Source organism: Luteolibacter sp. Y139 (assembly GCF_038066715.1).
Classification (GTDB): domain Bacteria; phylum Verrucomicrobiota; class Verrucomicrobiia; order Verrucomicrobiales; family Akkermansiaceae; genus Haloferula; species Haloferula soli.
Map to the genome: position 1 here is coordinate 583,604 of NZ_JBBUKT010000004.1, position 13,866 is coordinate 597,469.

Sequence of the window (13,866 nt, forward strand, 5' to 3'; positions counted from 1 at the left end):
TGGGGCTTGCTGGTCCCTGTGGGCCTTATTGGTCGTCGGAGTCCTTCTTCTTTTTCTTGGAGTCGCTTTCTTCCTTCGAGTCCTTGGAGTCCTTGTCCTTGGCTTTCTCTTTGTCCTTATCCTTTTCCTGGTCGGTGTCCTTGGCCTTGTCCTTCGTCCTGGTCCTTTGGTTCTTCGGCAGCCTGAGCGGTTCCCTCGGGGTGGATGAGGACTTTCATGGCGTGCTTCTGGCCGAGGTATTTGATGGCGACGTCGTGGAGTTCGTCGGCGGTGATGGAGGCGTAGTCGGCGTCGCGGCCCTTGATGAGTTCGAGGCGGGCGGGGTCTTCCTGGGATTGGGCGAGGACGGTGCCGAGCCAGAAGCTGTTGTCGCGCTTGGCTTTTTGCATCTGGGATTGGAGGGGCTTGCGAGCGCGGTCGAGTTCGTCGTCGGTGGTGCCGTTGCGGGCGAGGAGGTTGGCGATCTCGGTGGCGGTGTCGGCGAGCTTCTTGGTGTCGGCGGCCTTGCCGACGCACTCGGCCATGAGGTAGCCGAAGCCATCGAGGCCATCGGAGCCGCCGGGGCCGGCATTCGGGCTGTAGGAGGCGCCGAGCTTTTCGCGGATCTCATCGCGGAGGCGATCGCTGAGGATATCACCGAGGAGATTGAGGCGGCGGAAGAGCTTGGTGTTTCCGCGGAGGCCTTCGGTCTTCCAGATGACGAGGGCGGTGCCCTGCGGGATCTTGCTATCGTAGGCGAAGGTTTTCTCGATGGCGGCAGAGGGGATGGTGACCTTGCGGAGCTTGGAGAGGTCGGGCTTCTTGTCGGCGCGGGCGGGCAGGGCGCCGAAGGTTTTCAGGACGAGCGGCATGAGCGTGCTCTCATCGAAGTCGCCGACGATGCTGAGCTCGAGGTAGTCCTTTGTTAGAGCAGGGGTGAGCCACTTGCGGGCGTCATCGATGGTGAAGGCGGCGAGCTTGGCCTCGGTGGGGACGCCCCAGCGCGAGTCATCGCCGTGGAGCCAGGACTCCATGGCGGCCTGCGGGCCGGCGGGAGTGTGGCGGAGCTGCTGCATGATCATGGGGATGGCCTTCTTGAACTGGGCCAGGGCTTCCTCGCGATAGCCGGGATCGGTGAGGGAGGCGCACATGAGCTGGAGCTGGAGCTCGAGGTCTTCCGGGGTGGTCTTGCCGCCGAGGGTGAAGGCGTCATCGGCGATGGCGAAGGCGGTGCCGACATTGCGGCCGGCGAGGATCTGCTGGAGATCATCCACGGAGTGCTTGCCGAGGCCGCCGCCATCGAAGACGGCGGTGGCGAAGAAATCGAGGCCGGGCATGTCCTTCGGCTGGGTGAGCTTGCCGGCGCCGATGCGGGTGGTGAGGCGGATGGTGCCCTTCTCGAAGTCAGTCTTCTTGAGATTCAGGCGGACGCCATTCGAGAGGACGATCTGGGAGAACTCGAGGCCATCGACTTTCTTCTCGGACTTGACGGTGGCGGGTGCGCCGAAGTCGGTGTAGGCGAAGGCGGCGGCGGACTTTTGCTCGGGGGCTTCGACTTTCTTGGTACGAGATTCCTCGTAGATGGAGAGGAGGGTTTCGCGGGCTTTCTCGGGCTCGACCTTGGTGGTGAGGACGAGGTGCAACCCTTGGTCTGCCCAGAACTCGCGGAAGGCGGCGTGGCAGGTCTCCGCGGTGGCGGTGTCGAGGCCCTTCTGGATGATCTCGAGATCGGTCTCCGGGGTGGAGAAGACGGTGCCATCATTGATGGACTTGGCGAGACCGGTGGCGAGAGACTCGGACTTGCGGCTCGGGGCGGTCTTCACGGCCTGCTGGTAGGCATTGAGGACATTGGCCTTGGCCTCGGCGATCTCGGCATCGGTGAAGCCGAACTCGAGGGCGCGGCGGTATTCCTGCTCGAGGATGGGGAGGGCCTCCTGCCAGCGATCGTCAGTGACGGTGACATCGAAGGAGCCGAGCTCGGCGTAGTTGAAGAGTTCATCGCGGGTGGCGCTGCCATTGGCGATGGCGGAGCCATCCTGCTTCGCGATGCGCTCGAAGCGGCGGGCGATGGCGGCGTGGGCGAGGCTGAGGGGCAGCATGGAGAGCCGGCGGGTGCTGCTGTCCGGGACGCGGCTGAAGGGGCGGACGGAGACGAGGGAGAGATCCGTGGAGGTGACTTCCTTATCCGAGAAGACGGCGGCGCGGACGCCCTCGACCTTCTTGATTTCGCCAAGGTCGGGATTCTTGCCGGGGTTCTCGGGGTTCTTGAGATCGCCGAAGGCTTCCTTGATGCGGGCTTCGATTTCATCCGGCTTCACATCGCCGACGACGATGAAGGTCATGCGCTCGGGAACATAGAAGCGGGAGTAGAGGTCGACGAACTTCTCGCGCGGGGCCTTCTCGATGACGTCCTCGAGGCCGATGGGGAAGCGCCGGGAGACGAGGGAGCCGGGGAGGAGCTCGGAGAACTGCTGCTCCATGAGGCGGAACTGGACGGTATCGCGGCTGGTTTTTTCGGAGAGGATGACGCCGCGTTCCTTATCGATCTCGGCGGCGTCGAGCTTGGCGCCATCGCCGAAGTCGCGCATGACGGTGAAGCCGAGGTCCATGGTGTCCTTGGAGAGGTCGGGGAGATCGAGCATGTAGACGGTCTCGTCAAAGGAGGTGAAGGCATTGACGTGGGCGCCGAAGCCGATGCCGAGGTGTTGCATCTTCGGGATGAGCTCCTCGGGGGTGAAGTGCTTGGTGCCATTGAAGACCATGTGCTCCAGGAAATGGGCGATGCCGCGCTGGTCCTCTGCTTCCATGAGGGAGCCGGCGGCGATGTGCATGCGGAGGGAGACGCGGGCGGGTGGCTCGGCATTCGGGTAGATGAGATAGCGCATGCCATTCTCCAGCTTGCCGAAGACGGCCTTGGGGTCGGCGGCGATGTCGCTCTGGTCCTGGGGCCAGGTTTTCGGGCCATCGGTGACGGGGGCCGGGGTGTCGGATTTGGCGGCGGCGGGTGCGGCGACGGGGATGGTGCCGCCCTTGGCGGGGACGGCCTCGGGCTTATGGGCGGAATCGGTGGCGGCGGTGGTCTGGGCCGGTGGCGCGGCGGGAGCCGGCGGGGCCGGTTTTTTGATCATGAAGAACGCCGCCACCGCGGCGAGGATCAGGCTGAGGACCAAGGGTGCCGGATTACGCATGGGGGAAAGCTTGGCGGAGGTCTGAAGGTTGGCAACGGGAAAGCGGGGCGGGGGATTGCGGATTGGGGGGAGGGCTTGTTGGTGGGAGGTATCGGACGGATGGGCCGGGTAGGGCGTATGGCGGTCGGGAGGGGCTTGAATTTTTTCGTAGAATCGGGATTGCAAAACCCGGGCCGCCGTGATGGTTTCGCGGCCCGCCGGTCCAAAAGCCGGTGGAAACACCATCGAATCGCGCGCGTGGCGGAATTGGTAGACGCGCTAGATTCAGGTTCTAGTGGGGGCAACCCCGTGGAGGTTCGAGTCCTCTCGCGCGCACGATGGTTTGTCAGAAAACATGAAGGTCCCGAGGTCGAAAGGCTCCGGGATTTTTTGTGTCGGGTCGGGACACCGGCGATTGGCTCGCCGTGATGGGACCCGCTGTTAGCGTCGCAGCCGGAAGAATCCGCGCGAGGGATCGACTGGCGAGAACTCGAGGATCCCGGAGGCGTCGGGAAGGCTTTGCCAGGTTTCCAGATCCTCGCTCATTTCGAGTGTGGCATCGGTCGCTTCCCAGAGCAGGACGTGGCGATTTCCCACGCGGCCTTGTTGAAGCGCCAGCGGCTTCAAGTAGGTGACGAGGAGTTCGACATCCACCATCACGTCGCTGGAAGTCGTGGACGACTGGTGGAGCTCGAGCGCGAGGGTATTCGTTCCGGGGACCAGCATCGTTCCCGGGATTTGGAAGCTGTGGTAGCTGGCGGTATTGGTCGCGTTCGGTGCCAAGGTGGCGTAGGTGGAGGGGACGGGCAGTGGAGCGCCGTCGGTGCTGTTCGCCACCGGCTGGGAGGCTCCGTTCAGCCATGCCAGGACGCCATCGTCGCGCCGGATGCCGAGGGTGATCGAGGACACCTTGGCGGGATCGGTGACCGTGAAGCCCTTGCGGAAGTAGAAGGTGCGCGTGCGATCGGAACCCGGGCCGGACGGGACGATGGTGGCGAAGGTGACGCCGCTGATGCTGCCGAAGCCGGCAGGCAGGGTGGCCGGGCTCCACTCGGTGGCTGCGGGGCTTGAATCGTCGAAACCGATGTTCTTCCAAGTGGCGGGTGGCTCGCTGGGTGTGCTGCGGACCCGCCAGCCGCTGCTGCCCTTGGCGATGATCACCGGATCGGGCGAAGGTGTGGTGTGAAGAAACCAGGCATCGGGCCCTGTGACCTCGGCTGCCTGCGGTGAGCCGAGCGCGATGACCAGCTTGCGATAGGAAGCAGGGCTGGCCATGGGCGCGGCAATCGTTTTCACGGTCTCGCCGGGAAGAAAGTTCACGTTGCCCGTGAGGACAGGTGTCAGCGGGGAGCTGTCGTCCATTGCACCCGATATCGTCCATGTTGCCGTGACCGGCCGGGAACTGAAGGTGCTCAGCCGAACCTGGAAACTCCCGGAATAGGCACCGGTATCGGGTGGCAAGGCGGGTGTGGTGATGGCGATGCCGACGTCCGATCCGGGGACGGGCATGAAGGATCCCAGAGAGCTGGCATGCGAGGCCGGATCCCACGTCGCGTTGGCCGGGTGATGCAGCGGGTCGGGCATCCCGATGAGATTGTCGTGGACGTTGAGCTTGGCTGGTCCGTTGTAGGTCCAGCTGGTCCAGTCATAGCCCCAGACGTCGTGGTAGTGGTTTCCTGTAAGGATGGAGTTCCGCACTTCCAGGCTGCCATTGTAGGTCCAGTCGTAGTTGTCGCCAAAGCGGGCACCGTTGAGGTTTCCCACGAAGGCGCAATTTTCAACGAGGGTGAGCGGGCCGCCCGCGCTCGCGCCGTAGCCGCACTCCACGCCTTGGCCGCAGTCGGTGAAGACGCAGCCGCTGTAGGAAACGGTGCGGCGGCCCGAGAGGGAGTGGCCTTCGTGGAAGGTGGACTCATACCAATTGTCTAACAGCGTGGTGACCGTTCCAGCACCGCCGTCGCCGCCGGAGTCGATGCCGTCGTCCTTGGTCCAGCCGATCACGCTGCGGCTGACCGTCTGCGTGCCGCTGGTGAAGTAGAGGCCGTCATTGTCTCCATCGACGAAGTCAGGCGTATCCGCGGGGATCTCGATCACGGCGGAGCGATCAATGGTGATCGTGCTGCCATTCAATTCGCCACCGGTGATGCAGCGCTGGATCAAGGTCCGCTGGAGATCGATCACGGCACCTGCACGGCTGTTCATCGCCTGGCCGTGGAGGTCGATCATCCAGACGTTATTCGTATGAAGCTCGGCACCGGCTGCGGCGACGAGGAAGAGCGCCTGTTCGCTACGGTGCGAGGCATAGCCCGAGTGGGTGCTGAACCACGTGGGGTCCGCGCCGGCTCCGGTGAAGATGGTGCCCGCTGCCTGGACGCGCGAGGTGGCGACGTTCAACTCGATGCCGCCCCAGGGTTCGGTGGTGCTGCGCGGGGTGAAGGTCACCGGGGCGGTGATGGTTCCCTGCGCGTCGAGCGTTCCATTGGCGATGATCTCGACGCCGGGATCCAGCTTGATGACGGAGCCGGCGCCGATGGTGAGAGTGGCACCTGCCGCGATGGTCAGTGTGCCGGTGACATGCATGCGGGAGTTGGCGGGCCAGGATTGATTTCCGCTGAGGGTGCCCGTCACGGGCGTCCATGAGGTGGTGTCTTCGATCGTGACGGGGGCTTCGGCGGAGAGACCGCCGGCCGAGCCATCGAGCTCGACGATGGCTGCGGATGTCAGAGGCGGGAGCACCCGTGATCCCCAGCCGCGGCGCAGCCAGAATTGGCGGCCGGATGATCCGCCGAGTGAAACGCGGCCGTTCAGGCGGACGACTTCTCCCGCGGGATTTGACAGCTTCGCGACGACCGGCAGAGCGAGGTCCTTTGGCCAGGCTGATGGAGTGATCAGATCCAGCGTGGCTCCGGCGAAGGCGGAAGAGGCGTCCTCGACGATGCGATGCGGTGTCCAGGCGGGCAGGCCGCTTTCCGTGCTGCCGCGGGTGGAAGCGCGGATGATGAACTGGAGCGATAGAAGCTCCGTCGTTCCCCCGGCCGAAGGGGTCCTGGTGATTTCGAGTTCGTGATATCCCACTGCTTGAGTCGTCACCGGGCTGCCTACGATGACGGAGGTGCCGTCGAGTGCAGCGGTGAAGTTGAAGCCCGGATCGGCCACCACGGTGAAGGTGGCGGTGTCATTGTAGTAGCTGTTGTCGGCCACGCCATTGACCGTGATGGCGGCATGGGCGGCGAGTGAAAGTCCCGCGAGCAGGGAGAGCGGCAACTTCATGGCGCAAGGGCAGGAGTGATGATCCGATAGAAGCGCCTCGGCTGACCACTCGCGGCGGGATCCGCCACGGAGATCTCGCCGCTTGTCGGGCGGGCTTCCAGATCGACCAGCGTTTGCCAGACGGTGGGAGAGAGCGAGTCCGAAAACTGAATGGTATAAGTGCGCCCCGCGCTGGCCATGAAGCGAATGGTGGAAACGCCGGCATCCATGCCCAGGGTGCCGGTGAAGCGGCTCGCCCCATTCCGTGGATCGGTGTCGGCGAGGTATTCATCGAGATTGGTCATGCCATCGCGGTCTGCATCCAGGATGGCATCCGCAGCCGATAGCCGGTTGAAGCCGTGAGAGATTTCCCATGCGTCCGGCATGCCGTCGCTATCGCTGTCCGGCTCCATCTGCTGATTGGCGGCACCGGGCGTCGGCGGCATGACGATGGTGGTGACGCTGCCATCCGGATAGTGTCCCTGGCTGATGCCGGGATCTTGTTTTCCGAAGGCGACCGCTGCCACTTGTGCGCCAGCGGACGTGAAGAGGCCGAGCGACTCGCCGTTGTTAGCGAGGGAGAAGTTCACGTGGCCGGGGAGTGCTCCATTGTCATCGGCGATGTAATCCAGCCAGCTCTCATCGCCGGTGCCGATGTAGCTGAGAGGCGGGACCAGTTGCTTCCTCTTGTCCGTGAGCAGGTCGGTCAGATAGCTGCCGCCGATGGGAACGGGCGAGGAGGACGAATTGAAAAGTTCGAAGCGATCCGGTCCGCTGGCGGGCACCGCGAGCCATTCATTGATGCTCACCGCGGAGACCGGCCCGGTGGCTGCGGTTGCATTCATCGCGCCGCGGGTGGGAACGGTCAGGACGAAGGGGCCGCTGCCATCCGGCATGCGGCCGATTGCGAGATCGGAAAGCTGGTGACCGAAGGAAATGGAATCCCGCAAGCCGCCGCCGATGACCGGCGCGTGGAAGAGGAAGATCCCGCCGCCGTCGCGGTTCAGGGCGAAGCCGGTATTGGTGGCGGATGCCGGCAGAGTGGGATCGCACTGCACGATCCAGTGCCCGCCAGCGGGGATGGTGGTGCCTGCCGGGACTACCCACGCACGCGGGCTGGTCACCTGGGTGCTGAGGCTCATGTCGGCGATGCTCAGCGCTTGATCGGCGGGATTGAAGAGTTCGATCCATGAGGCGAGCGAGCTGTCCGGATTCGGCAGCGATTGGTTCCTCACCAGCACTTCATTGATCCGCACTGGCGGGACGGTCGATGGCACGGGGACGAGGGCATCAAGCTTCATCGCCCACACCACGTCGGTGCTGCCGGTATTGACCTGATGAACTTCGACGGCGATCACATTGTCGCCTTGAACCAGCATCGAGGCGGGCAGGGAGATGGTCTCCTCGGTGGCATCATCGACGGTGGCGTTTGCGGTGGTGCTGTAGCTGACCGTGCCGGCATTCATGCGGACGCGCTTGGCTTCCTGGCCGTTCAGGTAGATGACCACGCCATCGTCCATCATGACCTTGGCTTCGAGCACGACGCCATCGGTGGAGCCGCTCCAGTTGAAGTGAGTCCGGAAATAGGTGGAGGCGAAGGGCTTGCCGGCGTTCGCGGGCAGCGCGGTGGTTTTGACGAAGCCGGTGGGTGAGGTGAGCGTGGCATTCTCGATGTAGAGAGTTTGCCCGCCGCTTACCCATGCCGAGTCATTGAAGGCGGGCGCCTCGAAGGTTCCGGCGAAGCTGGTGGCCGTGGAGCGGAATTTCCATGCGGCATTCACCGGGATGAGGTTCATGGTCTGGACTTCATTGACCGCGGTGCTGCCGGGATTCGGGCCGCCCGGAGTGGGCTGGGTGAAGAAGGCGATCTGGGTCGCGCCGTCGGGAGTGCGTCCTTGCGAGATGTCCGTGGTCTGAGGGCCGTAGATCACTTGATCGATCAAGCCGAGATCCGGATCGAAGAGGCCGATCTCGCCTTGGGAAGCGGAGAGCTTGAAGGAGACATGATCGGCTCCGTCCTGGGGATCGCCGTCCGCCTTGAAGACGGCGTAGCCATTGCCGGCGATGTAGGTCAACGGCTGGATCGTGGAGCGGCCGGGCCATTCGACCGGATTGTCGGTGAGATGGCAGCCTCCGAGATGGACGGGCAGGCTTCCACGATTGCGGATCTCGATGAAGTCATTCGTCGCGAGGGCACCCGCGCTGGCCAGCCATTCATTGAGACACAGGTCTGCGAGATCTCCCTGCGTGGCGACGACATTGGGATCTCCGAAAGTGGGCCGGCAGAGGTCCCACTCGCCATCCGATTCACGCCTGCCGATCGAGTAGTCGGCGAGCTGCAGGCCGAAGGTGACCGAGTCCGCGACGGTGCCACCCGCAGAGGGCGAGCGGGTCAGGGTAAGGATCTCGCCTCCATCGGATAGTCCGAAGTCGGTCTTCGGATTTGGGACGGTCGCTGCCGATGAAGCGTAGATGACCTTGTAGGCTCCGGCCGCGATGGTGGTGCCTGCGGGGATGCTATAGCGGTAGGGATCGAGCGGGTCATCGCTGAGGCCCCAGTTGGAGATATTGACGGTGGAAGCACTGTCATTGTGCAGCTCGATGATGTCCGGGAAAGTTCCGCCAAAGCCACGGGTTTCGAGGTTCTTCGCGAGCACTTCGTGGATCTTCACCGGCGAGCCACCGGCTGGCGGGACGTAAGCGGGATTGATGGTCCAGATGAAGGACGCGATCACGCCATCTTCCCCGAACTCCGGGTCATCCTGGAAGAACAAGGCGTCGTTTCTTCCTGCCACTTGCAAGGTGTGGTCGCCCGCTGCAAGTCCGCTTAGGGAAATGGGAGTGGCGATCGGAGTGACCGCGCTCCAGGCGCCGCCATCAAGCCGCCAACGATAGTGCGTGTAGCCGGATGCCCATGAAGGTGTCGCCGAAGGCTGCGCGCCGACGGTTGCCTGGATGGAAGCCAGCGGTGTGATCGAGGGGACATTTGCTGACAAACAAACGCCGACCGGGATGACGCCGCCCTTGTCGCGGCCATTCGGGCCGGAGTGGCGGGCGGGAGAGCCGGGCTTCAGGCTGAGCCACTCCTTCATTGCCTGTGCTTCTTCCCAGGAAGTGAAGTTCGTCTCTCCCATTTCCGGCAGGTGGACGAAGAGCGGTTCGAGGTCGGCATTGCCCGTGCCCGATCCGGTCCAGGGGAAGTTCATCAGGTTATCCCTGATGGTGACGGCGGTGGAGGCTGAATTGTAGTTCCGCAGGAGCTGTTCGCAGTCCGCGAGGACGTTCGCCTCCGCGTAGAGGCCTGCGGCGTAGGTGGTGGGAGGTGAAGGGATCGCATCCTGCAGGTTAAGAACGGCGCCTTCGATATCGGTGCCGCCCGTGATCGTCTGGTGGACCACGGTGTTATTGATGAAGGTATAGTAGTTGCCTTGCTTCGCGGTGACCGCGTGATCCACGTCGTAAAAGATATTGCCGACGATGGTGACCTCCGAGGTGGCGCTGCCATCGCTGCCGCCCGAGATGGCGGCGGAGGAGTCCGGGGCACCGTTCTTGTGGCAGTGGAGGAAGATATTCCCCTCGACCCAGGCGTCCGTTCCATCGAGATCCAGCATGTCGTCCCCGCTGCCGGCGAAGACGTTATTGATCAGCTGGATGATCGGTGCCGGGCGCTGCCCGCCGGTGAAGTCGACGGTGTCATTGTAACCGATCGGTGAGCCGAAGTAGCAGTGGCGGATGATGGCACGGCCGCCGGCTTTGACGCCGAGGGTGCCATGGACCAGTTCGAAGGGAGCGGTGGCGGCGGGGAAGACGCAATCGCTCACCGCGAAGGAGGCACCATCGAAGGAAAGGTATTGGGCGGCGGAGTTGCCGAATTGCAGGTGATCGAAGGCGACGTCGCCCGCATTCACATCGATCGCGGTGCTGGTATTCCCGTCGATCTTCACATGGGAGATGATGGTGCGAGGAGATCCTGCCGCGCCATTGATCACGATGCCCGGCCAAGTCGCGCCGCTGCCCGGAGCGGGGCCGATGCGGATCGGCAGGGCCTCGGTGCCGTGGGCGAGGATACGACCTCCGGAGGCCACGGTGATGGATGCTCCACTCGCGACGTAGACGGAAGCTCCCGGATCGATGGTGAGCGTGGCTCCCGAGGCGACGCTGAGGGATGCGGTGATCTGCCATGGGCCGCCCGCGGCGGACCAGGTGGTATCGGTGGAGATGGTTCCGGAGGCGGAGGCGAGGCTGCCGTCATCGAACCATACTTCCTTCGTGAGCCGCTCCGTTTCCACGCCATCGCTGTCGAAGGCTTGAATGAGGACGCGATTGATCCCGGGCCGCAAGGTCACGGCGGGTGCGCTCCAGCTCGCGGTCCATGCGGTCCAGGCAACGGGAGCTCCATTCACCTTCACGCTGCGGGTGGTGATGGCATTTGCCCGGCCGCCGAGGGCGGTGGTAGCGAGGGTGGAGTGAGGATAGCCGCTCTGGTCGGGCGGGGCGGTGGTGACGGAGAGTGCCAGCGGGATCTGGGTGGCGATCCAGGCGGTTCGCTGGGTATTGAAGGATTTGATCGAACTGATCACCGCCGGATCGACCAGTCCTCCGAGCACCTCGCTGGCCGCGGCATCGAAGTTCGCGGGCGCGAAGACACCATCCAGCATCCGTTTCAACTCGGCATAGTAAACCGGAGCGAACTCCGCCTGCTTCATGAAAGGATTCAGCGGCGTGGGTGGACTTCCCGTCAGGGCCGGAGCCTGGCACATCAGGAACAAGCCGTGGCTAACAGAGCTGCTGGCACTGCGGCCGAAGATGCTGTCCAGGTCATAGGGGATGAGTTTCGCGCGTGGATCGGTCACGCCGAAATAGATTGAGAAGTCATCCCCGTAGCCGTTGCTCAGATTGGTCTCGGTATTGTCCGCGATGGTGTTCATCGCGAAGTAGCTCATCCACTGCCGCACATCCACCCTGTCGCGGACGAGGGAGGCGTAGCCGGTGTCATAGGCGGGAGTATCGAGAGGGCCGTGACCTTTTGCGAGGGTCTGGGTCAGCCCGATGAGATCGGCCCACTTGTCCTCCGCGGTGTTGGTGAGCTTTGAATAGTTCGTGCGATAGGGCGTGGGGTCGGCCAGTGCGGGGTCGGCATGATTGCTGCGGTCGCCGAGGTCTCCGCCGGGGTCGGTCGAGCTGTGGACGGGATCGACGACCCGGTAGGCGTTTCCGGATGAATCGAGCGGAAAATGGGTGTCGGCGAACTCCGAGTTGATCACTTCATTCGCGGCATAGAATCCGTGCGAGGGCGCTCCCGGCGACGTGGGATTGACGGCATTCACGCGGACTTGGACGGCACGGGAAGCTGCCATGGTGGCCCCTGCCTTGCGAAAGACCGAACTGCCCAGCAACTGGTAGGGTGTGTTCTGGGTATTCAGATTCAGCGCGGTGACATCGTCCCAGGGTTCGGCATTGAGGAAATTGATGCGGAAGCTCTGGGGCTGGGCGGAGCGGCTGCTGTTTCCGCGATTGCGCAGACCGCAGCGGTAGCGGAGTTCGCTGCCAGTGCCGTCGGCGCTGATGAAGGTCGCATTCATCTGGACCTCGCTTTGCGTCTGATCGATGCCGGGGATGGAGGGGGAATTGGTATTGATCCGCGTGAGCTCCTGGCGGTCCACCGCTCGCAGGATCATGCGGTAGATGGGCATCGCGCCCGCGTAGGGAGCATCGTCCACCTGATAGAGGCAGTTCATCGTCTGCTCGGGCACTCCGCCCTGACCCAGTGCGGGTGCCGGCCACGTGCGCACATGCGATGCTCCATCCGCTGCGGTGACGTAGAACTCGATGATGGTGCCCTGCGGCTGCACCGGCAAGGTGGCCCCGAAGATTCCATCCGAGGCCAAGCTATCGCCGTGCAGTCCGTCATCCACCATGGTGATCGCTTGGAAGGCCGGAGCGCCGTCCACCCGCCACTGCACCGTGGCTTGCGCAAGCGCTGCATGGTCATCGGTAATTCGCGCGGTGACATGGACCGGGTCACTGGAAGACGGAACCACGGGAAAGTGGGCGACCTCGCGGATGAATGGAGCAATGTCAGCCGTGGCCACGGAATTGGCGGCTCCCGGGGTGCCGCCGGCGATGGTGCTGGGCGCCCAGTTCTGACCGCTTGAATTGTCCGCCTGAGTCTGGATCAGTTCCAGTGATGATCCCCCGCCATCGGCTGCGCTGTCCCAATGCCAGCCGAAGTGCCCGAAATCCGAAGTCGTGTCCTTGACCCGCGTTCCCCAATCACCGTCGTCGGCATACTCGATTTCATCGACCATGACGCCCGCTGCGTCGGCCAGGACAAGGTGATTCGCGCTATTCGAAAGCCTGCCGGTCCAGCCGCCTTGGACGCCGGTCACCGTGGGGTATTTCGCGGAGAAGGCGGAAAGATCCGCTGCAACTACCAGCCGTCCGCCGGAGGGAATCGTGGTTCCGGCAGGAAAGGTGAAGTCCACTCCGCTGGTGAATGACCATCCCGCCAGGGAGACCGGTGCGGCACCATCATTGAAGAGTTCGATGAATTCTTCATCGGCCCGATGGGACGCGGGATGATACATGACTTCCGAGATCACGACGTTAGCCGGGAGCGAGGTCGTCAAGGCCGAGGCGAGGCAAAGGGCCTGGAATTTCATCAATACGTAGGGAATGGGTGTGAAGGCGGACGTTGCTACGGCCCGGTCAGGGAATTTTGATCCGATAAGGAAATGAGAAGGTCCGAGGCCCGTGTCGGAATGGGACTGTTTGCGAATAAACCGGTCGCCTGATTAAGAAATGATGAGGATGACCGTAATCAGGCGGGGTGATGCAAAATGCAAGAAATCGAAGAGAGGGTTTCTTGCTGGGGCTCGCCTTCCTGCAGGAAAAGGGTGCGGAGGATTGGGAGCGTGGAGACCGCCGTTGCGGCGTGGGCAGCGGATGATTCGCAGATGGTGTGCGTTGGGTTGTCAATCGGATGGATCCATTCAGGATGCGGCCCGATTGATCGCCTGCGACGGGTAGGCGGGCTCACGGTATGAAGAAGCTTCTGCTACTGCTTTCGAGCCTGCTGGCGAGTGGGTGCATGGGGCCGTGTACGGCGCCTTCGAAGCTGACGATGGTCCTGATTTCGCCGGTGGTGGTTCCGTTGATCGCGATGGATCCTCGCAGCTATCATGGGAAGGATGGGTTCTCGATGTTCAATGCCGTTCCTTATCTGGGAGAACAGAACTTGAAGGGGATCGACCGGTTTGAACGAGACTACATCAAGGCGAAGTTCCCGGTGGCGCCGGACTTTGTGCTGAACCGGGAGCGGGTGGGAATGCACGACAAGGTGACCTTCCAGCAATCGAACGGGCGGAAGCGCAAGCTCTACTTCGATACCTTTCCGAACGAGGTGGCGGCTCGCGGCATCAAGCCTGCCAAAGTGGATGGATGACATCACCATGACGGCGGTGCCAGTGAG

The 13,866-nt window shown here is 63.3% G+C and carries 4 protein-coding genes and 1 tRNA gene; 2 read left to right on the plus strand and 3 right to left on the minus strand.

Going from position 1 to position 13,866, the window contains the following annotated elements:
* Window positions 1–116 precede the first annotated feature (116 nt).
* Window positions 117–3,167 carry a M16 family metallopeptidase gene (locus WKV53_RS13385; protein WP_341405109.1) on the minus strand — a complete coding sequence of 1,017 codons (3,051 nt, stop codon included), beginning with the start codon at window positions 3,165–3,167 and terminating at the stop codon, window positions 117–119.
* A 231-nt stretch (window positions 3,168–3,398) separates the two neighbouring features.
* Here WKV53_RS13385 and WKV53_RS13390 point away from each other — a divergent pair.
* Window positions 3,399–3,482, plus strand: a tRNA-Leu gene (locus tag WKV53_RS13390).
* 105 nt (window positions 3,483–3,587) lie between these two features.
* Here WKV53_RS13390 and WKV53_RS13395 read toward each other — a convergent pair.
* Together WKV53_RS13395 and WKV53_RS13400 are read right to left on the minus strand one after the other, a co-directional pair.
* The gene (locus WKV53_RS13395) at window positions 3,588–6,416 is read right to left on the minus strand and encodes a hypothetical protein (protein WP_341405110.1); all 2,829 of its coding nucleotides are present in this window, start codon (window positions 6,414–6,416) and stop codon (window positions 3,588–3,590) included.
* The gene (locus WKV53_RS13400) at window positions 6,413–13,057 is read right to left on the minus strand and encodes a lamin tail domain-containing protein (protein ID WP_341405111.1); all 6,645 of its coding nucleotides are present in this window, start codon (window positions 13,055–13,057) and stop codon (window positions 6,413–6,415) included. The genes WKV53_RS13395 and WKV53_RS13400 overlap by 4 nt, the downstream gene beginning before the upstream one ends.
* 380 nt (window positions 13,058–13,437) lie before the next feature.
* Here WKV53_RS13400 and WKV53_RS13405 point away from each other — a divergent pair, with 380 nt between their 5' ends.
* Window positions 13,438–13,839: a hypothetical protein gene (locus WKV53_RS13405; RefSeq protein WP_341405112.1), complete on the plus strand. Its 402-nt coding sequence runs from the start codon at window positions 13,438–13,440 to the stop codon at window positions 13,837–13,839.
* Window positions 13,840–13,866: the final 27 nt, after the last annotated feature.